The organism is Pseudomonas sp. UM16, from assembly GCF_050312595.1.
In the GTDB taxonomy this organism is placed as follows: domain Bacteria; phylum Pseudomonadota; class Gammaproteobacteria; order Pseudomonadales; family Pseudomonadaceae; genus Aquipseudomonas.
Genome location: NZ_JBNPJT010000008.1, coordinates 131701 through 154386 on the forward strand (window position 1 = coordinate 131701; position 22686 = coordinate 154386).

Consider the following 22686-nt stretch of genomic DNA (forward strand, 5'->3'; position numbering starts at 1 on the left):
CATCTGACGCTTGTTGCCAGGTGCCGATCCTCTTAGGCTGCGCACCTCCATGGAGGTGACCTGTGCCGATTCGTTATTTCATCAAACAATTGCTTTTGCCGCCTGGCGTACTGTTCCTGCTGCTGATTGCGGCCTGGTGGCTGCGCCGTTCCTGGCCGCGGCTGTCAGCCCTGTGTTTTGTCCTGGGCTTGGGTGGCTTGTGGGCGATGAGCTTGCCGATCGTCGTCGAGCGTTCGGCGCGCGTGCTGGAAACCGAATCCGCTTTGAGCCATGAGCAATGGACGCATCTGGCTGAACAGGCGGATGCCATTGTGGTGCTCGGGGCGGGACGTGAACGCGGTGATCCGGCCTGGAACTTGGTTGATCAGCCCACCGGCGTGGCCATGGAGCGCCTGCGCTATGCCGCGCAACTGGCCAAGGCCTCAGGTTTGCCGTTATTGATCAGTGGTGGTTTGCATTACGGCACCCCACCCAGTGAAGCGCAGTTGATGGCCGATGCGCTGCAGCGTGACTTGGGGGTGAGTGTGCGCTGGAAGGAAGAGCGCAGCCGCACCACCTGGGAGAATGCCCAGATGAGTGCCGAAATTCTCCTGCCTCAGGGTATCAAGCGGGTAGTTGTGGTTACTCAAGCCTGGCATATGCAGCGCTCACGCTGGAGCTTCGAGCGGGCAGGGTTTGCTGTGGTACCCGCGCCAGTCGGCTTTCTCGGTCGCGACCACGCGCGCCCGTTCGGCGGCTGGCTACCGGAAAGCAAAGCGATCTGGCAGAGCGGCCAATTGCTCAATGAGGCAATCGGCCTGCTCGGTTACCGGCTGTTCTACTAAACGGTCTTGGCGATCCGGCTGGCCAGCAGGGCCCAGCCGAACAGCAGTACGCAGAGAATCAGCAGGGGCCAGGAACGCCATTGCAGGTAGGGTGTGAGCTGCTGCATCGGCACCACTTCGCCGTAGAGGATGCCGCGTTCGAACTGCGGGATCTGTGCGGTGATACGCCCGAAGGGGTCGATCAGGCCGGTGACGCCGTTGTTGGTGGCGCGAATCATCCAGCGTCCAGCCTCCAGCGCGCGCATCTGAGCCATCTGCAAGTGTTGCAGGGGGCCAATCGAGGTGCCGAACCAGGTGTCGTTACTGATGGTCAGGAGGATGTCGCTACGGGCTGCCAAGCTTGCGGCGAACTCCGGATAGACCACTTCGTAGCAGATGTATGGCGCAATCTGATAGCCCTTGGCCTGCAGCAGTGACTGGTCTTCCGGGCCGCGGGCAAAGTCCGACATCGGCAGGTCGAAGAAGGCGATCACCCCGCGGAGCATGTCCTGCAGCGGCACGTACTCACCAAACGGCACGAGCTTCTGCTTCAGGTAAGTTCCGTCGCCTTCACCGGTCACGGTAATACCGTTGTAGTAGCGGCGTTGCTGATGCACCACCTCACGTATCGGTACTCCGGTGATCAGCGCCGAATGGCGGTCAGCGGCGAAGCTGCCCATCATGTCCAGATAGCCTTGGGCCTGTTCCTTGAGGATCGGTACCGCCGTTTCCGGCCAGATCAGCAGGTCAACCGGCTTGGAGCTGAAACTCATGTCTCGGTACAAGGCCAGTTGGGCGTTGACGTGTTCCGGGTTCCACTTGAGTTCCTGCTCGACGTTACCCTGCAGGGCGGCCACGGTCAGTGGTTTGCCGGCAGGTTCGGTCCAAGCGTGGTTTTTCAGGGTCAGGCCCACAGTCCAGGGCGCCAGCAACAGGACGATGGCAACAGCCAGGAACGACTTGCGCTCGCGCAGCCGTGGCAGGTTGCACAGTAAGGCGGCGCACAGGGCCAGGCAGAAGGAGATCAGCCACATGCCACCGACCGGCGCCAGGCCGGATAGCGGACCGTCCAGCTGGCTGTAACCGGAATAGAGCCAGGGGAAGCCGGTGAGGAACCAGCCACGAAAGGCTTCCTGTCCAACCCACAAAGCAGCGAAACACAGGGCGTCGGCCAAGGGCGCTTCGTTACGGCGCAGCCAGCGCGCCCAGATCCAGGCGGGCAGGGCGAAGAACCAGGCAATGGCCGCAAAGAATGCCACCAGCAAGGCCGTCGCCAGTAGCGGTGTGGCGCCGCCGTAGGTATTGATACTGACGTAGATCCAGCTGGTGCCGGCAGCGTACAAGCCGAAGCCGAAGCACCAGCCACGGCCCAGGGCCTGGCGTGGGCTGAGTTCACGCAGGCCGAGATAGAACAGGCCCGCGGCCAGCAATGCCAGTGGCCAGATGTCGAACGGCGCCAGGGCCAGGGTAGTGATTGCACCGGCCGCCACGGCCAGCAGGTTACCGGGCCAGCCGGGGCGGGTGATCCAGCGCATGGTTGTCCTTAACGGGTGATAGGGGTCAGTCGCAGCAAGTGTATTCGGCGGCTGTCGGCGTTGAGAATGCGGAAGCGATACGGGCCGATTTCGGTAGTCTCGTTACGCTTTGGCAGGTGGCCGAAGGCGCTCATGACCAGGCCGCCAACGGTGTCGAACTCATCGTCGGAGAACTGGCTGTCGAAGAACTCGTTGAAGTTCTCGATCGGCGTCAGCGCCTTGATCAGGAAGTCGCCGCTAGGGAGTGGCTTGATGTAGCTGTCTTCTTCGACGTCGTGCTCGTCTTCGATGTCGCCGACAATCTGTTCAAGCACGTCTTCGATGGTCACCAGGCCCGCCACGCCGCCGTATTCGTCGATGACGATGGCCATGTGATTGTGGTTGGCGCGGAACTCGCGCAACAGCACGTTCAGGCGCTTGGACTCGGGCACGAAGGTGGCCGGGCGCAGCAGGTCCTTGATGTTGAAGCTGTCGCCATTCTCTTTGAGGATCAGCGGCAGCAGGTCTTTGGCCAACAACACGCCAAGGACGTCGTCATGGCTTTCGCCTACTACCGGGTAGCGCGAGTGCGCAGCGTCGATCACCGCTGGGAGGAACTCGCGTGGCGACTGCGTGGCCTTGATGCTGATCATTTGCGAGCGCGGCACCATGATGTCGCGCACTTGCAGGTCGGCTACCTGAATGGCGCCTTCGACGATGGTCAGCGCCTCGCTGTCGAGCAGCTTGTTCTGATGGGCTTCGCGCAGCAGCTCTAGCAGCTCCTGGCGGTTTTTCGGCTCATGGGCAAAAGCCTGGGTCAGTTTGCCTAACCAGGACTTTTGCCCGTTGCTCGATCGATCTTCGCTCATGGCGGTTACTCGTGATCCTTGCAGATGTCAGTGTGGGATGCGTCGTGTTCGTCATCAGCGTAAGGGTCCGGATGACCCAGTTCCGCCAGCAACTCTCGTTCCAGTGCTTCCATTTCTTCGGCCTCATCGTCGTCGATGTGGTCGTAGCCCAGCAGGTGCAGGCAGCCGTGGATAACCAGGTGCGCCCAATGGGCCTCCAGCGACTTGCCCTGCTCGGCGGCTTCGCGCTCGACCACGGCGATGCAGATCACCAGGTCGCCGAGCAGCGGGATGTCGAGCAGCTCATCGGGCACGTCGGCCGGGAACGACAGAACGTTGGTGGCGTAGTCTTTGCCGCGCCAGGTGTGATTCAGTTCGCGGCCTTCGGCTTCATCGACCAGGCGAATGGTCAACTCCGAGTCGGCCGTGCGCTGGCGCAGGGCCAGCTCGCACCATTGGCGGAACTGTTCTTCAGTGGGGTGCGGGGCATCACTTGCCAGCTGCAGATCGAGCTCAAGCATCGCGTTTGTTGCCTTCGCTGCTGTCATGTTGATGGCTCTCAAAGCGCTCGTACGCTTCGACGATACGTTGCACCAAGGGGTGGCGAACCACGTCTTTGGGCTGGAAATGGGTAAAGCTGATGCCCGGCACGCCCTTGAGCACGTCAATCACATGCGCCAGGCCCGACTTGGTCCCGCGCGGCAGGTCGACCTGGGTGATGTCACCGGTGATCACCGCAGTGGAACCGAAACCGATACGGGTCAGGAACATTTTCATCTGCTCGACCGTGGTGTTCTGGCTCTCATCGAGGATGATGAAGCTGTTGTTCAGGGTACGGCCACGCATGTACGCCAGCGGGGCAATCTCGATCACCTGGCGCTCGATCAACTTGGCGACGTGTTCGAAGCCGAGCATCTCGTACAGCGCGTCGTACAGCGGGCGCAGATAAGGGTCGATCTTCTGGGCCAGGTCGCCCGGCAGGAAGCCGAGTTTCTCGCCCGCTTCGACCGCAGGGCGCACCAGCAGGATGCGTCGCACCTGTTCACGTTCCAGCGCATCGACAGCACAGGCCACGGCGAGGTAGGTCTTGCCAGTACCGGCCGGACCAATGCCGAAGTTAATGTCGTTGCCGAGAATTTCCTTCACATAGCGCTGCTGGTTCAGCCCGCGCGGACGAATCATGCCCTTGCGCGTACGCAGGGAAACACTGACTTCGTTGACGGCTGGGTTTTCCAGTTGTTCTACCGCAGATTCCTGCAGGAACAGGTGCACCATTTCCGGCGACAGCTCGGTGGCCTTGGTCTCGCGATAGAGACGGCGCAGCAGTTGCTCGGCAGAGGAGGTGTGCTTGGGTTCGCCGATCAGTTCGAACTGATTGCCGCGGTTGCGGATTTCGATGGCCAGGCGCTGTTCGATCAGGCGCAAATGCTCGTCGAACTGCCCGCACAGATTGGCGAAACGATGGGCCTCGAAAGGCTCGAGGATGAAACGATGAGGTTCTATGGGTGCGTTCAAGGTCGTTTTTCAGCCGCCCAACGGCAATGGAGATGGTCTCAAGGATAACCCTAGCCGCTGCAGGGCGAAAGCGCTGAAACGATCAAGGGTCGCCGGGCCTGTAATCAGGCCCGGCAGGACAGGTCAATGTGCTAGCGAGCCAAACAGCGAATGCGGGCGAGCGTCGTCGATATGGATGTCGACGAACTGGCCGATCAGCTTCGGATTGTCGCAGCGGAAGTTGACGATACGGTTATTCTCGGTGCGCCCCTGCAGTTGGCCGGGATCGCGGCGCGAGTAGTCGGTGACGAGGATGCGCTGGACCGTGCCGACCATTTGTCGGCTGATCTCGAAGCCTTGGGTATCGAGGCGATGCTGCAGGGCCTTGAGCCGCTCTTTTTTCACCTCTTCCGTGGTCTCGTCGGGCAGGTCAGAGGCTGGAGTGCCCGGGCGCTGGCTATAGACGAAAGAGTAGGAAAAGTCGAAACCGACATCGGCCACCAGCTTCATGGTCTGTTCGAAGTCTTTTTCGGTTTCACCCGGGAAGCCAACGATGAAGTCCGAGCTGATGCAGATCCCTGGCACCGCAGCCTTGAGTTTGCGTAGCTTGGACTTGTACTCAAGGACAGTGTGGTTGCGTTTCATCGCAGCCAATACGCGGTCGGAGCCCGATTGCACCGGCAAGTGCAGGTGCTTGACCAGTTCCGGAACCTCGGCGTGGGCCTGGATCAGACTGTCGGAAAACTCCAGTGGGTGCGAGGTGGTATAGCGAATGCGGTCAATGCCATCGACGGCTGCCACCACCCGGATCAGCTCGGCCAGATCGGCCAGGCGACCATCGTGGGTCTGACCTCGGTAACCGTTGACGTTCTGCCCCAGCAAGGTGATCTCACGTACACCGTTTTCGGCCAGGTGGATGACTTCTGCCAGTACGTCGTCGAACGGTCGGCTGACTTCTTCGCCACGGGTATAGGGCACTACGCAGAACGTGCAGTATTTGCTGCACCCTTCCATGACCGAGACATAGGCGGTTGGGCCATCGATGCGGGGCTCGGGCAGGTGGTCGAATTTTTCGATTTCCGGGAACGACACGTCGACCTGAGGCAGGCGCGTGGTGCGTGCGGCGTCGATCATTTCGGGCAGGCGGTGCAGTGTTTGCGGGCCGAACACCACGTCGACATAGGGTGCGCGCTTGCGGATCGACTCGCCTTCCTGGCTGGCCACGCAACCGCCGACGGCGATGACCATGTCCGGCTTCAGGTCTTTCAGTTCGCGCCAGCGGCCCAACTGGGAGTACACCCGGTCCTGGGCGCGCTCGCGGATCGAGCAGGTGTTGAGCAGGATCACATCGGCGTCTTCGGCACGCGCGGTGACCTCCAGGGCTTGATGTTCACCCAGCAGGTCGACCATGCGCGAGCTGTCGTACTCGTTCATCTGGCAACCGTGGGTTTCGATGTAAAGCTTCTTGGCCATGGGAGATCATCAGGTAATTCGAAGAACCGCACATTATAGGGGGGTAGGACGATGGATCCTAGCGTTCTCGGTCCGGGCGCTATGTTATAGTTTGCCCTTTCTTTACAACCTGTGACTGTCCCCGCCGAAATGACCAAACGCGAAGCTCCGATCTACAAAGTGATCTTTCTCAACCAGGGTCAGGTATTCGAGATGTATGCCAAGCAGATCTACCAAAGTGATCTGTGGGGCTTTCTTGAAATTGAAGAATTTGTCTTCGGCGAACGCACTCAGGTGGTGGTCGATCCGAGCGAGGAAAAGCTCAAGGCGCAATTTGAAGGCGTGGTGCGCAGCTTTGTGCCGATGCACTCGATTGTGCGCATTGATGAGGTAGAGCGCTTGGGCACGCCAAAGATCAGTGAGGCTCGCGGGGTCAGCAACGTAATGCCGTTTCCGATGCCAATGCCGGAAAAGTAAGCCGGGAATTCAGGGGAGTGGCGAGAAGGGTGTACGCCCTTCGGCGGTCTGCAGTTCCAGCAGGTATTTGCGAAAGATTTGCCCGAGAACCTGAGTTGCCACTTCCAGGTCTTCACGCGGCATTTGCTCGGAGACTTCGTCGGCCAGGTCCAGGGCTTCTTCGGCACCGTTGACGGCAGCCATTTTCAGCACGATGTAGGCCTGCACGTTGTTGGCCGCAACACCTTCACCCTTGAAGAACATGGTACCCAGACGGTACTGGGCTTGGGCGTGGCCTTGCAGCGAGGCTTGCTCGAAGTAGCTCAGGGCTTGCTTGAGGTCGCGTGGGGTGTTGGTGCCTTCGTAATAGAACTCACCGAGCTCGTATTGAGCTTGTGCATCACCTTCCTGCGCCGCCTTCTGGCAGGTGGCCAAGGCTTGAGGCAGGTCTTCAGGCTGGGAATTGAGGGTGCAGCGGCCCGTTGCTGGAATCAGCAACGAGTTACCGCCTGCCAAGGCCAGCAGGGGCTGAAGAAGCAACAGGCAGCCCAGAGCGAGGGCGCGGCCGGTGCGGTTCATGGGGATCGACTTACCTCTGCAAAGCTGCGGCCAAAGTGTCTGGTGGCACATTATGGGATAAGCAACGCCTACCTTACAAAGTCTTTACTCGATTTTCTGCTTCGCCAGCTCCCACAGCGGATTCCTGTGGGAGCCGGCCTTGCCGGCGATGGGCTGCGAAAGCAGCCCTGACAGGATCAATCCTTGAGCTTGGCGAATGCCCGCTCTGCGGCATCCAGGGTGATCTGCAGCTCGATTTCGCCGTGAGCGATCGAGGTGAAACCAGCCTCAAAGGCGCTTGGCGCCAGGTACACGCCGCCTTCGAGCATCAGGTGGAAGAAGCGCTTGAAGCGCTCAGCATCGCTGGCCATCACATCTTCAAAGGTAACGATGTCGTCAGCACCGCTGAAGTACAGGCCGAACATGCCGCCGGCCTGGGTGGTGACGAACGGAATGCTGGCGGCATCGGCGCGCTGCTGCAGGCCATCGAGCAGGCGGCTGGTGTAGGCGCTGAGTTCGTCGTGGAAGCCTGGGCGGCTGATCAGTTTCAGGGTGGTCAGGCCGGCGGCCATGGCCAGTGGGTTGCCCGACAGGGTGCCGGCTTGGTAGACCGGGCCCAGCGGGGCGATCTGCTCCATGATTGCGCGCTTGCCACCGAAGCAGCCCACCGGCATGCCGCCGCCGACGATCTTACCGAAGGTCGACAGGTCCGGAGTCACCCCGTAATGCGCTTGTGCGCCGCCCAGGGCAACACGAAAACCGGTCATCACTTCATCGAAAATCAATACCACGCCGTGCTGGTCACACAGGCTGCGCAGGCCTTCGAGGAACCCAGGTGCCGGGGGCACGCAGTTCATGTTGCCAGCCACCGGCTCAACGATGATGCACGCCACTTCCTGACCGACTTCTGCGAGCATTTGCTCGACGGCGCCGATGTCGTTGAACGGCAGGGTCAGGGTGTGCTTGGCAAACGCCGCCGGTACGCCAGCGGAGCTTGGCACGCCTTGGGTCAGCAGGCCGGAGCCGGCTTTCACCAACAGGCTGTCGGAGTGACCGTGGTAGCAGCCTTCGAACTTGATGATGCTGTCACGGCCGGTGTAGCCGCGGGCCAGGCGAATGGCGCTCATGGTCGCTTCGGTGCCGGAGCTGACCATGCGCACCATTTCCATCGACGGCACGATCGAACAGACCAGGTCAGCCATCTCGGTTTCCATGGCCGTCGGTGCGCCGTAGGACAAGCCGTGATCAAGCTGCTTGCGCACCGAATCCAGCACGTCCGGGTGGCTATGGCCAAGGATCATCGGGCCCCAGGAGCCGACATAGTCAACGTAGCGCTTGTCGTCTTCGTCGGTGACGTAGGCACCTTCGGCATGTTTGAAGAACAGCGGTGTGCCGCCAACGCTCTTGAACGCCCGCACTGGCGAGTTGACGCCTCCGGGGATGTGTTTCTGGGCGTTGGCGAACAAGGTTTCGGAACGAGACATGATGGGCTCTCTCAATCAGGCAGATGCGAACAGGGCGTTGAAGGCGCGGGCACGGCGGGTAACTTCCTGCGTGCTGTCGACGCCGAACAGGCCGTGAATCACCGCCAGCAGGTCGGCGCCATGGGCGACCAGTGGGGCGGCGTTGTCGAGGGTGATGCCGCCGATCACGCAAATCGGCAGTTTGAGCCGGGTGCGGGCTTTTTCCAGTAACGCGGTATCCGCGGCTGGCGCGCCCGGCTTGGTCACAGAATTGAAGAAACGGCCGAAGGCGACATAGCTGGCACCTTCGCGGGCGGCCTGTTCGGCCAGCTCCAGTTGGGCGTGGCAGGTCGAACCGATGATCGCGTCGCGGCCAAGCAGGGTACGTGCCGGGGTCAGCGGGCCGTCGGTCTGGCCGAGGTGGACGCCAACGCCCAGGCGCGCAGCCAGCTCGGCATCGTCGTTGATGATCAGGCGGGTCTTGTAGCGCGCACAGAGTTCAGTCAGGGCTTCGGCCTCGCGCAAACGACGGGCCTCGTCCTGGCTTTTGTCACGGTACTGCAGCAACGTCACGCCGCCCTCGAGGGCAGCTTCGACATAGGGAAGAAACTTGCCGGCCAGCAGTTGGCTGTCGGTGATGGCGTACAGACCGCGTAGTTTCATCTAGGGGCCTCAGGCTCAGGAGCAGAAATCCAGGGGCAGGCGACGCGGCACGAATTGGCCTTTGCCCAGTTGTTCGGCATCGCGCAGGGTGCGCCAGGTGTAGTCCAGGGCCGAGCGTACGGCGCTTTGCAATTGTTCGCCAAGGGCCAGACGACCGGCCAGGGTGCTGGCCAGGGTGCAACCCGAGCCGTGGTAGCTGCCCGGCAGGCGCTGGCAGGTCCAGGTGTGACGCTGACCGTCGCGGCTGTACAGGCGGTTGTGGATTTCGTGCTCGTCACCGTGACCGCCAGTGATCAGCAGGTGTCTGACAAACGGCAGCAGCTTTTCTGCGCACTCGTCCGCCGTGCCTTCAGGCAACTCGGCCAGAATGCGCGCTTCGGGCAGGTTCGGGGTAGCGATGGTCGCCAGTGGCAAGAGTCGTTCGCGCATGGCATAGCCGACTTCGTCTTTGCCCAGGCGGCCACCGCCGCCAGCGCGCAGCACCGGGTCGCAGACCAACGGCAGATGCGGATGGGCACTGAGCAGTTCGACCACGGTGTCGACCATTTCCAGTGAGCCGAGCATGCCCAGCTTGACCGCCGCTACCGTCGAATCGGCAAGTACGGCGTTGGCTTGGGCCAGCACCCACTCGCGGTCGAGCACGCGAAAGTCACTAACATTGACGGTATCCTGCACGGTCAGGGCGGTCACGGCGGGAGCGGCATGACAACCTTGGGCGATCAGGGCTTCGATATCTGCCTGCAAGCCGGCGCCGCCACTGGGGTCGTGGCCGGAGAGACAGAGGACAACGGGGCGGGAGCTGTAGGTATTCATGGTGCGCGAGCTTACCACCAAACGCTTTTGTCGGGTCTGCCCCGGCGCCAAGCTTTTTTGATCAAGTGGTCAGGAAAATGTTTTTGTTAGTGCTGAAAGTACCGTGCTAGAGCCTTCAGTTTAAAATTTTAAGTGGCTTCTGGCAGCCCTGAAAAGCTATGCTAGAGTGCTCGAATAAACCGATAACGGTTACTCTGGATCGCGTCGCCTCAAACGGACAGGAGGCCACCGCGACACGACCGGAACAGACCATGCTGGGGCGGTATGCGCTATTTGCTGATTGTTGTGCTGAGCTGGTTGCCACTTCTGGCCACAGCGGTCGATTTCGACGACTCAACGCGCAGCCTGCCCTTGGGGCGGGTGATGCAGGTGTTCGAGGACCGTGAGGGCAATGCCAGCATTGCGCAGGTGAGCGCTCCGGCGTTCAGCGAGCATTTCCGCCCCCACCACGCTGATGTATTGAATGCCGGTTACTCGGCCTCGGTGTTCTGGATCCGGCTGGACCTGCGTTACACCGCCTTGCCCGACGCCGGGTCGCGCAGCTGGTTGCTGGAGTTGGCCTACCCGCCGCTCGATCATCTGGAACTCTACTTGCCTGACAGTGCCGGCAACTTCCGTCTGGCGCAGCGCACCGGCGACGCACTGCCTTATGCCAGCCGCCAGATCGAGCAGAACAACTACCTGTTCGAGCTGCCCTTCAATCCAGGGCAAACCACTACCGCCTATTTACGCTTGCACAGCCAGGGGTCGGTGCAGGCGCCGTTGACCTTGTGGTCCACCGATGCCTATCTGGAGGCGCAGCCGACCCGTCTATATGTCCTCGGCCTGATCTATGGCGTGCTGCTGGGGATGTTGGTCTACAACCTGTTCATCTACCTTAGTGTGCGCGACACCAGCTACCTCTATTACATCCTCTATATCGCCTCCTTCGGCCTTTACCAGGTGTCCGTCAACGGCGCTGGAGTGGCGTACTTCTGGCCTGATAATCCCTGGTGGGCGAACGCAGCGACGCCACTGTTCATTGGCGCATCGGGATTGTTTGGTTGCCAGTTCGCCCGTAGCTTCCTGCAAATGGCCCAGCACAGTCGTGCCTTTGATGGCCTGCTCAAGGTGTTGATGGCCAGTGGCGGCCTGGTCATGTTGCTGTCGCTGATTAGCAGTTACGGCATTGCGCTGCGCCTGGCAACTGCCCTGGCCCTGTTGTTCACCGTGACTATCTTTGCCGCTGGGGTGTACGCCTGGTGGCGTGGCCTGCGGGTGGCACGTTACTTCATTATTGCCTGGACGGCCTTCCTGCTCGGTGGTTTGCTCAACACCTTGATGGTGCTCGGCTACCTGCCCAATGTGTTCCTGACCATGTACGCCAGCCAGATCGGTTCGGCATTGGAGGTGTGCCTGCTGTCGCTGGCACTGGCCGATCGCATCAACAGCATGCGCAATCAACAGGCCCAGGCCCTGCGCGATACCGGGCGGGCGCTGGAAGTGCTCAACCAGCAATTGGCCAACAGCAACCGTTTGAAGGATGAGTTCCTCGCCACCGTGACCCACGAGCTGCGCACGCCGATGAACGGCGTGATCGGTTCGCTGGAGCTGATGCAGACCGTGCCCATGGGCGGCGAGTTGGCGCATTACCAGCACACCGCCAGCTCCGCCGCCCAAGACATGATGGGCATGGTCGACGACATTCTTATCCTTACCGAACTGCAGGCCGGGCGTTTGAGTGCGCAGAATGCGCCGTTTGGCCTGCGCAGCCTGTTGCAGGAACTGCGTGCCAAGTATGCCGCCGCGGCATTGAGCAAGGGCTTGTACCTGACACTCGACACGCCAGCCGATTTGCCTGAGATGTTGGTAGGAGACCGGCATAAACTGGCGCTGTGCATCAGTTACCTGCTCGACAACGGGATCAAGTTCACCCATCAGGGCGGCGTGATGCTACAGGTTCGTGGGCGTTTACAGGGGCCGGACCTGCTCGGCCTGACTATCAGCGTCAGTGACAGTGGCATTGGTTTCGACCGCCTGGCCGAGCCGGGGCTGTATCAACGTTTTTTCCAGGTCGATGGTTCGATGAGCCGCCAATACGGTGGCTTGGGGATCGGCTTGGCAATTTGTCGGCAACTGGCTGAACTCATCGGTGCGCGCCTACAGCATGAGTCCAACCCAGGGCAGGGCAGTCGCTTCGAACTGGGCTTGAGCCTGGCCTTGAGCCAACCCCATGCACTGGCCAGGCCAGGGCTAAATCGCGGCTAGTTAGGCGTTTTTGTCACTTTGACCGGGGGGCGGGGCGTGATTCACTGAAATTTCAGTCACGTCAGATCCAGGAGGCCCCTGATGAACCTGCACCAGTACGCTGAAACCCATGAAGTCACCAACCAGCCGCCAGCGCTGGATGGCGCCAACCTCTATCGCATCGACCTGCCATTGCAGCAATGGTCGCGGCACTATGGGGCGGGTTGGGCTGAGGCGCGGATTGATGCGTATGGGGCACTGGCCGGCGGACCATTGATGGCAGCAGGGTTCCTGGCCAATCAGCACAAACCGCAATTCAGCAGTCATGACCGCTATGGGCATCGAATCGACCTGGTGGAGTTTCATCCGGCCTACCATGAACTGATGCGCACGGCCATCGAGCACGGTTTGCCGTCGCTACCCTGGACCGATCCGCGCCCAGGGGCTCATGTGGCCCGGGCCTCGATGACCTACCTGCACAGTCAGGCCGAAGCGGGCAGCGGCTGCCCTCTGACCATGACCTTTGCCGCCGTGCCGGCGCTCAAATTGCAGCCGGAACTGGCCGAGTATTGGTTACCCAAGGTGCTTGCCACCGAGTACGACCCACGCAACGTCGGCGACCGGCACAAGGCCGGGGTGACTCTGGGTATGGCTATGACCGAGAAGCAGGGCGGCACTGACGTGCGTGCCAACACCACGCGTGCCTATCCCGTGGGAGCACCAGGGCCGGGGCAGGCGTACGAGCTGGTTGGGCATAAATGGTTCTGTTCGGCGCCGATGTGCGACGCATTCCTGACCCTGGCGCAAACCGACAAGGGCCTGAGCTGTTTCCTGCTGCCGCGCCATCGCCCGGATGACAGTCGCAACCAGTTCTACATTCAGCGCCTGAAGAACAAGCTCGGCAATTGTTCCAACGCCTCCAGTGAAGTGGAGTTTCGCGGTGCCCTGGCCTGGATGATTGGCGAGGAAGGCCGTGGGGTGCCGACCATCATTGAAATGGTGGCGATGACCCGTTTCGATTGCATGGTTGGCTCCAGCGCGCTGATGCGCCAGGCTCTGACCCAGGCGGCGCACCACTGTGCCCATCGCCAGGTCGGGGGGCGCCTGCTTGCTGAGCAACCGTTGATGCAGAATGTACTGGCTGACCTGGCCCTGGAAAGTGAAGCGGCGCTGGCCCTGAGCCTGCGCATGGGGCATGCCCTGGATCAGCCGGATGACCCGCAGCAAGTGCGTTTCTCACGTCTGGTCACGGCGGTGGGCAAGTACTGGATCTGCAAGCGTGCGCCAGCGATGATCAACGAAGCCGCCGAGTGCATGGGCGGCGCTGGTTATGTCGAAGACAGTATTCTGCCGCGCTTGTACCGCGAGGCGCCGGTCAACTCGACCTGGGAAGGCTCGGGCAATGTCCAGTGCCTGGACGTGCTGCGCGCCCTGTCCAAGGAGCCAGGTGTGCTTGATGTGCTTTTCGATGAACTTGGCGACGGGCATGGCGATCCACGGCTGGCCGCACACATTGGCAATCTCAAGGCGGCATTTGCCGACACTGGCGATATCCAGTACCGCGCCCGGCAGCTCACCGAAGACATTGCTTTGGGCTTGCAGGCCAAGCTGTTGCTTGAGGCCGGTAATGCCACAGTCAGCGATGCCTTTATCGGCAGCCGCCTGGGCGGCAGTGGTCGCGTCTATGGCGTGCTGCCACGGGGCATCGATGTTGGCGAACTGGTGGCACGCTCGACGCCGAACTGGCCGCTCTAACATGCGTGCCTTTGCCTGAATATATAGGCAAGATGGGCGCATGCATGTCAGACAGGAAGTACATTGTGAGCCGTACTGATGAAGCCTTCGTTGTCGTAGAAACCGCCGAGCAGGCTGTCGATCGTTTGGCCAGCCTGCACGAGCAATCCACTGTGGCCTTGAGCCTGGCGCTCAAACGCTACCTCAAGGACCGCACCGAACCCACTGCCCAAGAGCGCGCGTTGTTTCGCTACCCGGAACTGCGCCTGACCTATCAGTACCATGGTGAGGTGCCAGCGATTACCCGCGCCTACGCCAAGGTCCAGTTGCCGGGCACCTACAGTGTTACCGTCACCCATCCCGGCGCTTTCCGTGGCTATCTGCTGGAGCAGCTCAAGCCGCTGATGCGCGACTTTACCGTCACCGTCGAAGTCGGTGTCAGCCAGCAGAACATTCCCTATCCCTATGTGGTCGAGCAGGGTGATGAACTGGCCGGTACCGGTATCACCGCCGCGGCGCTGGCACGGGTATTCCCCAGCACTGATCTGTCGGCCGCCACCGATGGCATCGCCGATGGTCTGTACGACTGGGCTAATGTCGACCCATTGCCGCTGGCACTGTTCGACGCGGCGCGGGTGGACTTTTCCCTGCGCCGGTTGGTGCACTACACCGGCAGCGACTGGCGCCACGTGCAGCCCTGGATCCTGTTGACCAACTACCACCGCTATGTCGACCAGTTCGTTAGCCATGGCCTGGAGCAGCTGCGTGACGATCCACGCTTTGTACGCATGGTGCTGCCGGGCAATGTGATCATTGAAAAGGCCATGGACAACGGCGAGGCACAGGCGTTGGTGGCGGGGGTGGTCTGGCATCGCTATCAGATGCCGGCCTATCACTTGATCGCCGCCGATGGCGATGGCATCACCCTGGTCAACATCGGCGTCGGCCCGTCCAACGCCAAGAACATCACCGACCACCTGGCGGTTCTGCGCCCGCATTGCTGGTTGATGATCGGTCACTGTGGCGGCTTGCGGCAGTCGCAGACCATTGGCGACTACGTGCTGGCCCACGCGTACATGCGCCGTGATGGCATTCTTGATCGGGTGGTGCCGCCACATATCCCGATTCCAGCCCTCGCCGAAGTCCAACTGGCATTGCAGGAAGCGGCTGCGCAAGTCACCGGCGAGCGCGGCGAGGAGTTGAAGAAACGCCTGCGTACCGGCACCGTGCTGACCTACGATGATCGTAACTGGGAGTTGCGCTGGGCCCAGGAGCGGCCGCTGATCAACCTGTCGCGTGCGGTGGCGGTCGACATGGAAAGCGGCACTATCGCTGCCCAGGGTTACCGCTTGCGGGTACCGTATGGGACCTTGCTCTGTGTTTCCGACAAGCCGTTGCACAGTGAGATCAAGCTGCCAGGTGCAGCGAATGCCTTCTACAATCGGGCCGTCAGCCAGCACCTGAAAATCGGTATCGCCGCCCTCGACTTGCTGCGCACCGAGCTGCATTCGTTGCACTCGCGTAAACTGCGCAGTTTTGACGAGCCGCCGTTCCGCTGAGGCCCCATGCCGTTACCCCCACGCTCCAAGCCGCGTAAACCCGCGGCCAAACCCGCCGGTCCGCGGCGCCAACCCAAGGCGCCGCCGGCCGAGCCGCGGTTGATCCTGTTCAACAAGCCTTTTGACGTCCTGACCCAGTTCAGTGATGGCGAAGGGCGTGCGACCCTCAAGGACTTCATTGATATTCCCGGCGTCTATCCGGCCGGGCGTCTGGATCGTGACAGTGAAGGCTTGCTGTTGTTGACCAATGACGGCCAGCTCCAGGCGCGCATTGCCGACCCCAAGCATAAACTGGCGAAAACGTATTGGGTGCAGGTTGAGGGCGAGGTAAGCGAGGAACAATTGCAGCGTTTGCGCGATGGCGTCGAGCTCAACGACGGCCCCACCTTGCCTGCCCAGGCCCGGCAGCTTGAAGAACCGCAGCTATGGCCACGCAACCCGCCGGTACGCTTTCGCAAAAGCGTGCCAACCAGCTGGCTGGAATTGGTGATCAAGGAAGGGCGTAACCGTCAGGTACGGCGCATGACCGCCGCCGTCGGTCTGCCGACCCTGCGCCTGGTTCGGGTGCGGATCGGCGACTGGACCTTGGAAGGTCTTGGCCAGGGGCAGTGGCGGGAAGTGCCAGCCAGACGCTAGACGCCTTCGATGTAGCCAATCACCACGCTTTTGATGATGAAGGCGAGGATACCCAGGCCGAGGACGAAAAACAGGATAAAAGTGCCGAACTTGCCGGCCTTGGATTTTTTCGCCAGGTCCCAGACGATAAAACCCATGAAACCAATCAGGATGGTGACCAGGATGGTCATCATCCACTCTTCGAACAACGCAGGATCCATCGATACTCTCCGGCAAGTTGAGGCGCGCGATTATACGCCTCGCTTGCAGGTCTGACTAACGCAGGTGCGTCAACGGTAGTTCGGTACTGGCCAGCACCTGATTGAGCACAAAGCTCGAGCGTACGCTGGTGACGCCTTCAATGCGGGTCAGGTGGCCCAGCAGCAGCTTCTGATAGTGATCCATGTCCGGTACTACAACCTTGAGCTGGTAGTCGGCATCCATCCCGGTGACCAAGCTGCATTCAAGCACCTGTGGCAGGTTGCGGATAGCTGTTTCGAACGCTTCGAAACGTTCGGGAGTGTGGCGGTCCATGCCGATCAGTACATAAGCGGTGAGGCTCAATCCCAGCTTCTTGCGGTCCAGCAAGGCCACTTGGCGGGCGATGTAGCCGTCATCTTCCAGTTGCTTGACCCGGCGCGAGCAGGGTGAGGGCGACAGGCCAATGCGTTCGGCCAATTCCTGGTTGGAGATACGTGCATCGCGTTGCAGTTCGGCAAGAATGCTCAGGTCGTAGCGGTCCAGTTTGCTCATGGAACATGCCTTTTCTGTTTCAATTGCGTTGAATTATCAATCTTTAGGTAAAAATTGCGCAAGCGGTATTTGATTGAGCAATCTTCGCAATCCGCTGTCGCCGCTCTAGCCCTATGCTTACACCCAGAATCACTGCCCGGACATCAGTCCAGTGCAGCTGGCCCTATCGGGGCAGCTGCGGCCAGCAACCCAACCGGGTTGTGCTCGGCCCCCGGGCTACACACTGTTCACAAGACAGCGTGAGGTGAGCCGACGTCACAAGCGTCGAGCACGGACAAAATTCTCAAAGGGAGACCTCAAGGTCTCCCTTTTTTATTGCCTGCGTTTTTTCCTTATGCGGCCGATACCTCATGTCAGACAGCCTGGTAGATTCACCCAGGCCACCTTCAACATGCTCAGAGGAACAGCATGAAGTCGACTATCTGGTACCTGCTCGGGATAGGGTTGTCATGCAGCAGCCTGCCGGTGTTGGCCGAAGAGCAGGGCGCCTCACCGCTGCAGTCACGCCCGGATGAGGTGCGTCAGACCCAGGAACCGCGCACCGGATATTACCAGGACATCCCTCGGCGCCATGATCGCTACCGCCCCGGGCATGTCATCGAGCACTTTGCTGATCCATATTGGCAGGTGCCATACGCCGGGCATGAGTATCTCTACTCCAATGGCTATTGGTATCGTCCGCAAGGCCCGCGTTATGTGGTGGTGACACCGCCCTATGAGCTGATGGTCTACCCGGCTTCAGGGCAGAGCCGGCAGCAACTGGACCGTGACCGCTATGATTGCCATCGCTGGGCGCTGCAGCAGACTGGCTTCGACCCGGCGTCGGCGCGCTATGCGCCAGCAGCGCAGGTGATGGACAGCTACCGGCGGGCGCAAGGTGCCTGTCTGAATGGCCGGGGATACAGCGTCAATTGAACCTTGTGGGCGTTTCAGGTCACCGGATCGGCATGCACCAGCACTTCTGCCTTCGGATACCTGCCATGGATTGCCGCCGCTGCCTGGTCACACAGGGCATGGGCCTGAGTCAGCGGCAAGTCGCCAGGCAATTCCAGGTGCACCTGCACGAACCAATGGCTCCCTGATACCCGGGTGCGCAAGTCATGTGCACCGCGCACCCCGGGTACGCTACAGGCCAGCGCGAGCATTCGCTCACTGATATCGCCAGGGAGCTCCTGATCCATCAGGATCGCCGTGCTTTCCCGGGCGATCTGTAGTGCGCTCCAGAGGATGTACAAGGCAATGCCCAAACCGAAGAAGGCATCCAGTTGCGGCCAGCCGAACCGTGCGAGCACGAGAGCGACCAGGATGCTGGCATTGAGCAACAAGTCGGAGCGGTAATGCAGGGAATCGGCACGCACTGCGGTAGAGCCGGTAACCCGTACTACCCGGGCCTGAAGCATCAGTAACGCCACCGTCAACGCTAATGACAGCAGCATCACGGCGATACCGATGGAGGTGTCCCCCAGCGGTTGCGGGTTCTGCAAACGCTCTACTGCTTGTACGCCAATCAGCACGGCACTGACACCAATGAACAGCGCCTGGGCCATGCCTGCCATAGCTTCAGCCTTGCCATGCCCGTAACGGTGATCGTCATCGGCCGGCCGCAAGGCGTAATGCACGGCAAGCAAGTTGAGGAACGAAGCAACGCCGTCGAGAGCCGAGTCGGTCAAGCCAGCCAGCAGGCTGACTGAGCCACTGAGCCACCAGGCCACTGCCTTAGTCAGGACGAGGATACTGGCCACCGCCAGCGATGCGCGGGTGGCCAGGCGCAGCAGGCGTTGATGTTCAGCTGAAGATGTCATGCGGGTGGTGGCTTCCTGTGCGTATTAGGCGGTGGGCTTGAGGCCGTACATCGCCAGTTGTTCAACACTGCCCTTATGCATGATCAGGCGCGGGTCGTTCAGCGGCAAGCGCTGGCCCAGTTCGCTTTCGAGGATGGCCTGCAGTTTGTTCCTGTCGACCTTGCCGTCGGCGCTGATTGCCTGGTTGAGTTTTTCTGGAGCAACCTGAGCCGATTTGCCCCCTGGCAAGTAGATAGCGCCGGTGGCGAAGTCGACACCGAAAGCAATTAGGCCCGGAAGCACATAGAACAAGATACCGATGGCGTCCATGGCGGCGACCACCGGGTCGATCTTGCCCTCAATCTGGCCGCGTCGGTCAGGGTAGAAGATCGTGCCACAGGCCGTTAATTGGGTCAGCAGGGTGGCAACCAGAACGCTGCCAACGACACGAGAAGGAATACGCATGAAAATCTCCGGGATGAGGGCCGCAACGATACAGGCTATGAGCCGGTATCTATAGCTAAGACCATGATAGGCCGGACTCGGTTCGCCGTTATACTCGGCGCATTGTTTGAGGGCTACCATGATTTCGTTACCTATCGATGCCGTACTTCCAGCCTTGCGTGAAGCGTTGAGCCTGCGCCATGAAGCTGTGCTGGAAGCGCCGCCAGGCGCGGGTAAGACCACACGTGTGCCGCTGGCGCTGCTCAATGAACCATGGCTGGCTGGGCAGTCCATTCTCATGCTCGAACCACGGCGCCTGGCGGCGCGGGCTGCCGCAGAACGTCTGGCCAGTGAGCTGGGTGAGCAGGTCGGGCAAACCGTCGGTTATCGAATTCGTCTGGACAGCAAGGTCGGCCCCACTACCCGCATCGAAGTAGTGACCGAAGGTATCTTGACCCGTCGCCTGCAAGCCGACCCTGCACTGGAGGGCGTTGGTCTGCTGATTTTCGATGAATTCCATGAGCGAAGCCTTGATGCAGACCTGGCTCTGGCCTTGAGCCTCAATGGGCGAGAACTGCTGCGAGATGACCCGCCGCTGAAGATCCTGTTGATGTCGGCTACACTCGAAGGCGAACGTTTGTCGCGTTTGCTGGCAGACGCGCCAGTTATCAGCAGTGAAGGGCGCATGTACCCGGTCGACGTGCGCTGGGGGCGGCCATTTCAGCCAGGCGAATTTATCGAGCCGCGGGTGGTTGGTTGCGTGTTGCAGGCTATTGCCGATGAGTCAGGCAGCTTGTTGGTGTTTCTGCCTGGCCAGGCAGAAATCCGTCGGGTCCACCAGCAGTTGCAGGAGGCGCTGGGCGATCGCCAGGACATACTCCTGTGCCCCTTGCACGGTGAGCTGGACCTCAACGCCCAGCGTGCAGCCATCGATACTCCAGCCGTAGGTAAGCGCAAGGTGGTGCTGGCCACCAACATCGCCGAAACCAGCCTGACCATCAACGGCGTACGAGTGGTGGTGGATGCCGGGCTGGCGCGGGTGCCGCGATTTGATCCAGGCAGTGGCATGACCCGGCTCGACACCCAGCGTATTTCTCGCGCCAGTGCCACCCAGCGTGCTGGTCGTGCCGGGCGTCTTGAACCGGGCGTGTGCTATCGGCTGTGGTCCGAGGCCCAGCACGATCAACTCGCCGCCTATGGCACAGCAGAAATCCTCCAGGCGGATCTTGCCGGGCTGGCTTTGCAGCTTTCGCGTTGGGGCGTCACGCCTGATCAACTGCACTGGCTAGACCTGCCACCTGCCGCCGCCTTCGCGCAAGCCCTGGACTTGTTGCAGCGCTTGGGCGCGTTCAAAGCTGACAGCCAAGACAACCTCAGTGACCACGGTCAGGCCATGGCCGAATTGCCAGCGCATCCGCGCATCGCGCATCTGTTGTTGCGTGGTCAGGACCTGGGCCTGGCAGGCATGGCTTGTGAGGTGGCCGCGTTACTCGGTGAGCGCGATATTCTGCGCGGTGGTGGCGCAGATCTGCACAACCGTTTGGCCTTGCTCAGTGGAGACACCCGCACGAGCAAAGGCGGGCAGGGCGGGGTACAGCGTGCCCGACAGTTGGCTCGGCAGTATCGCGGTTACCTGCGTGGCAGCGCGCGCTCAGCCGTTGTCGACCCTGAGCATCCGCGCTGGCTGGGAGCTCTGTTGGCGCTGGCCTATCCGGACCGGGTTGCCCAGCAGCGGCGCGCCGGCGGCGGTGAATACCGCTTGGCCAATGGCCGCGCGGCGCAGTTTGGCGAGCCCGATGCGCTGATGAAGTGCCCGTGGCTGGTGGTCGCCGATCTAGGCAGCCGTCAGGGCCAACGTGAGGAACGTATCTATTTGGCCGCCGAATTCGATCCGGCACTGTTCGACGGGGTGCTGGCCGAGCAAGTGCGCAGCCTGGACATCCTCGATTGGGACGAGCGCGAAAACGTGCTGCGCGCCGAGCGTCAGCGCAAAGTCGGTGAACTGGTGCTCAGCCGCGAGCCGTTGACCGGTCTGGACGAAGATGCCCGTGCCCGAGCACTGTTGGAGCTGGTACGGCGAAAGGGCTTGGAGCTGCTGTCCTGGACCCCGGAGCTGCGCCAGTGGCAGGCGCGGGTGGCGTTGTTACGTCAGCTGGATCTGCAGGCCGGCAGCAGCAGTGATTGGCCCGACCTGAGTGATTGCGCGTTGTTGGCGACCTTGGCGGACTGGCTACAACCCTACCTGGGTAAAGTCACGCGCCTGAGCCATTTCGCCCAACTCGACCTGGCGTCGATCTTGCGCAACCTGCTGCCCTGGCCCTTGCCTCAGCGTCTGGATGAATGGGCGCCGACACACCTGAGTGTGCCGTCGGGGTCGAACATCCGTATCGATTACAGCGCCACGCCGCCAATTCTTGCCGTGCGCCTGCAGGAGTTGTTCGGCCTTGCCGACACCCCGCGTATTGCTCAAGGCCGCCAGCAAGTGCTGCTGCACCTGTTATCGCCGGCGCGTCGTCCGGTCCAAGTGACCCAGGACCTGGCCAATTTCTGGCGCACGACCTATGCCGAAGTGAAGAAAGACCTGAAGGGTCGCTATCCGAAACACTATTGGCCGGATGATCCTTTGGTGGCCGAGGCCACGGCCCGGGCAAAGCCAAGGAAAACCTGACGAATCGCTACCCGAAGCGTTTGCTGGTGTTTCGGGTAGCCTTCCAGCCTGGTTCAGGGCGCTGGCGACTGCTCGGCAGGTTCGCTGATCAGCATGAACAGGCGGAACATCACCACCGTACTGAATAACTGCAGGAAGCTGTTGCCGCTGTCCAATGCCAGTTGCACCAGCGCCGACGGTTCAGGAACCAGCATTTGGCTCAGGCCATCGATCAGCCACAATGGAGCAAGCACGCCGAGGATGCAGCTGAAGATCCGCCAGAAATTGCCGGTGGTCATCTGGAAGCTTTCGCGCATCGCAGCAATCGGTGGCAGGCCGCGCAGCACCAGCAGGTACTCGGCAAACACCAGATTGACCATCACCCAGATCCCCGGAAGGATGAACAGCGCCGCACCGGCCATGATCAGCAACGAGCTGAGCATCACCATCAAGGCGAACGATGGCCACAGGCGCAGGGCCATGGCCAGCAGGTTGCGCTTGAGCGGGGTATAACCGTTGCTGCGGGTGTCGAGGTAGAGGATCAATGCTGCACTGTACAGTGGGTAGAACAACAGGCTGGCGAGCATGCCATAGGCCTGTGACGCGTCCTTGCCCAGTTGCTGGTAGAGCAACTGGGTGAACAACGCTTCGAGCACCACCAGGGGTAGGCACAGCTGGACGATGCTCAGCAGGTGGCGGCGGAAGAAATACAGGGAGTCACGCAAAACACTGAGCGGATTCATCGGTCGATATCGTATGGGTAAAAAGCAGGGCGTAACTTTAGCCCAGCTGGCCCCTAACCTGAAGAAAGTTTCATCGCGCCTTGTGTTGAATCCACGGCCCTGGCACCCCATTTTCAGTGA

Annotated in this window: 22 protein-coding genes; 8 read left to right on the forward strand and 14 right to left on the reverse strand. The window is 61.0% G+C overall.

All coding sequences use genetic code 11. From position 1 onward, the window contains the following. Positions 1-62: 62 nt before the first annotated feature. Positions 63-824: a YdcF family protein gene (locus ACQRAX_RS11540; protein ID WP_412040232.1), complete on the forward strand. Its 762-nt coding sequence runs from the start codon at positions 63-65 to the stop codon at positions 822-824. On the opposite strand, the gene lnt is transcribed toward ACQRAX_RS11540, so the two are convergent. The 5 genes from lnt to miaB all read right to left on the reverse strand — a co-directional run bounded on the left by lnt (position 821) and on the right by miaB (position 6132). Further along, positions 821-2338, reverse strand: a complete 1518-nt coding sequence (gene lnt / locus ACQRAX_RS11545; RefSeq protein WP_412040233.1) for an apolipoprotein N-acyltransferase — start codon at positions 2336-2338, stop codon at positions 821-823. The two genes, ACQRAX_RS11540 and lnt, sit on opposite strands and share 4 nt — an antisense overlap. Before the next feature lie 8 nt (positions 2339-2346). Then, positions 2347-3186, reverse strand: a complete 840-nt coding sequence (locus ACQRAX_RS11550) for an HlyC/CorC family transporter (protein ID WP_028944390.1) — start codon at positions 3184-3186, stop codon at positions 2347-2349. Between the two features lie 5 nt (positions 3187-3191). Continuing rightward, positions 3192-3686 (reverse strand): rRNA maturation RNase YbeY, encoded by a 495-nt coding sequence (gene ybeY / locus ACQRAX_RS11555; RefSeq protein WP_412040234.1) that lies wholly within the window; start codon positions 3684-3686, stop codon positions 3192-3194. After that, complete coding sequence (locus tag ACQRAX_RS11560; RefSeq protein ID WP_412040235.1) at positions 3679-4680, reverse strand: PhoH family protein; 1002 nt, start codon at positions 4678-4680, stop codon at positions 3679-3681. The genes ybeY and ACQRAX_RS11560 overlap by 8 nt, the downstream gene beginning before the upstream one ends. Positions 4681-4803: 123 nt before the next feature. Next, positions 4804-6132, reverse strand: coding sequence for a tRNA (N6-isopentenyl adenosine(37)-C2)-methylthiotransferase MiaB (gene miaB, locus ACQRAX_RS11565; RefSeq protein WP_412040236.1), 1329 nt, complete (start codon positions 6130-6132; stop codon positions 4804-4806). A gap of 129 nt (positions 6133-6261) precedes the next feature. Between miaB and ACQRAX_RS11570 the strand changes: the two genes are divergently transcribed. After that, positions 6262-6588, forward strand: coding sequence for a DUF1820 family protein (locus tag ACQRAX_RS11570; protein ID WP_038606593.1), 327 nt, complete (start codon positions 6262-6264; stop codon positions 6586-6588). Between the two features lie 9 nt (positions 6589-6597). On the opposite strand, the gene ACQRAX_RS11575 is transcribed toward ACQRAX_RS11570, so the two are convergent. The 4 genes from ACQRAX_RS11575 to ACQRAX_RS11590 all read right to left on the reverse strand — a co-directional run bounded on the left by ACQRAX_RS11575 (position 6598) and on the right by ACQRAX_RS11590 (position 10064). Continuing rightward, positions 6598-7146 carry a tetratricopeptide repeat protein gene (locus tag ACQRAX_RS11575; RefSeq protein WP_412040237.1) on the reverse strand — a complete coding sequence of 183 codons (549 nt, stop codon included), beginning with the start codon at positions 7144-7146 and terminating at the stop codon, positions 6598-6600. A gap of 176 nt (positions 7147-7322) precedes the next feature. Further along, positions 7323-8609, reverse strand: a complete 1287-nt coding sequence (gene hemL, locus ACQRAX_RS11580; RefSeq protein ID WP_412040238.1) for a glutamate-1-semialdehyde 2,1-aminomutase — start codon at positions 8607-8609, stop codon at positions 7323-7325. Between the two features lie 15 nt (positions 8610-8624). After that, positions 8625-9251 (reverse strand): thiamine phosphate synthase, encoded by a 627-nt coding sequence (thiE, locus tag ACQRAX_RS11585; protein WP_412040239.1) that lies wholly within the window; start codon positions 9249-9251, stop codon positions 8625-8627. 15 nt (positions 9252-9266) lie between these two features. Beyond that, the gene (locus ACQRAX_RS11590) at positions 9267-10064 is read right to left on the reverse strand and encodes a hydroxymethylpyrimidine/phosphomethylpyrimidine kinase (protein ID WP_045182864.1); all 798 of its coding nucleotides are present in this window, start codon (positions 10062-10064) and stop codon (positions 9267-9269) included. Between the two features lie 264 nt (positions 10065-10328). On the opposite strand from ACQRAX_RS11590, the gene ACQRAX_RS11595 reads away from it, so the two are divergent. From ACQRAX_RS11595 to ACQRAX_RS11610, 4 genes are all read left to right on the forward strand, one after another. After that, complete coding sequence (locus ACQRAX_RS11595; protein ID WP_412040240.1) at positions 10329-12311, forward strand: sensor histidine kinase; 1983 nt, start codon at positions 10329-10331, stop codon at positions 12309-12311. Positions 12312-12392: 81 nt separating this feature from the next. Then, a complete protein-coding gene (locus ACQRAX_RS11600; RefSeq protein WP_412040241.1) occupies positions 12393-14045 on the forward strand; it encodes an acyl-CoA dehydrogenase family protein in 1653 nt (550 codons plus the stop codon). Positions 14046-14077: 32 nt separating this feature from the next. Further along, the gene (gene amn / locus ACQRAX_RS11605) at positions 14078-15583 is read left to right on the forward strand and encodes an AMP nucleosidase (protein WP_412040328.1); all 1506 of its coding nucleotides are present in this window, start codon (positions 14078-14080) and stop codon (positions 15581-15583) included. 6 nt (positions 15584-15589) lie between these two features. Then, on the forward strand, positions 15590-16219 hold the full coding sequence (locus tag ACQRAX_RS11610) for a pseudouridine synthase (RefSeq protein WP_412040242.1): 630 nt from the start codon (positions 15590-15592) through the stop codon (positions 16217-16219). Here ACQRAX_RS11610 and ACQRAX_RS11615 read toward each other — a convergent pair. Continuing rightward, positions 16216-16419 (reverse strand): DUF2788 domain-containing protein, encoded by a 204-nt coding sequence (locus tag ACQRAX_RS11615; protein ID WP_045182665.1) that lies wholly within the window; start codon positions 16417-16419, stop codon positions 16216-16218. The genes ACQRAX_RS11610 and ACQRAX_RS11615 overlap by 4 nt on opposite strands. Positions 16420-16474: 55 nt before the next feature. Continuing rightward, positions 16475-16951: an Lrp/AsnC family transcriptional regulator gene (locus tag ACQRAX_RS11620; RefSeq protein WP_045182667.1), complete on the reverse strand. Its 477-nt coding sequence runs from the start codon at positions 16949-16951 to the stop codon at positions 16475-16477. A 408-nt stretch (positions 16952-17359) separates the two neighbouring features. Here ACQRAX_RS11620 and ACQRAX_RS11625 point away from each other — a divergent pair, with 408 nt between their 5' ends. After that, complete coding sequence (locus ACQRAX_RS11625) at positions 17360-17866, forward strand: hypothetical protein (RefSeq protein WP_412040243.1); 507 nt, start codon at positions 17360-17362, stop codon at positions 17864-17866. A 14-nt stretch (positions 17867-17880) separates the two neighbouring features. On the opposite strand, the gene ACQRAX_RS11630 is transcribed toward ACQRAX_RS11625, so the two are convergent. Then, the gene (locus ACQRAX_RS11630) at positions 17881-18753 is read right to left on the reverse strand and encodes a cation diffusion facilitator family transporter (protein ID WP_412040244.1); all 873 of its coding nucleotides are present in this window, start codon (positions 18751-18753) and stop codon (positions 17881-17883) included. A gap of 24 nt (positions 18754-18777) precedes the next feature. After that, positions 18778-19197, reverse strand: coding sequence for a polyribonucleotide nucleotidyltransferase (locus ACQRAX_RS11635; RefSeq protein WP_412040245.1), 420 nt, complete (start codon positions 19195-19197; stop codon positions 18778-18780). A 118-nt stretch (positions 19198-19315) separates the two neighbouring features. Between ACQRAX_RS11635 and hrpB the strand changes: the two genes are divergently transcribed. Next, positions 19316-21844: an ATP-dependent helicase HrpB gene (gene hrpB / locus ACQRAX_RS11640; RefSeq protein WP_412040246.1), complete on the forward strand. Its 2529-nt coding sequence runs from the start codon at positions 19316-19318 to the stop codon at positions 21842-21844. A 53-nt stretch (positions 21845-21897) separates the two neighbouring features. Here hrpB and ACQRAX_RS11645 read toward each other — a convergent pair whose 3' ends face one another. Then, a complete protein-coding gene (locus ACQRAX_RS11645) occupies positions 21898-22566 on the reverse strand; it encodes a hypothetical protein (RefSeq protein WP_412040247.1) in 669 nt (222 codons plus the stop codon). Positions 22567-22686 lie beyond the last annotated feature (120 nt).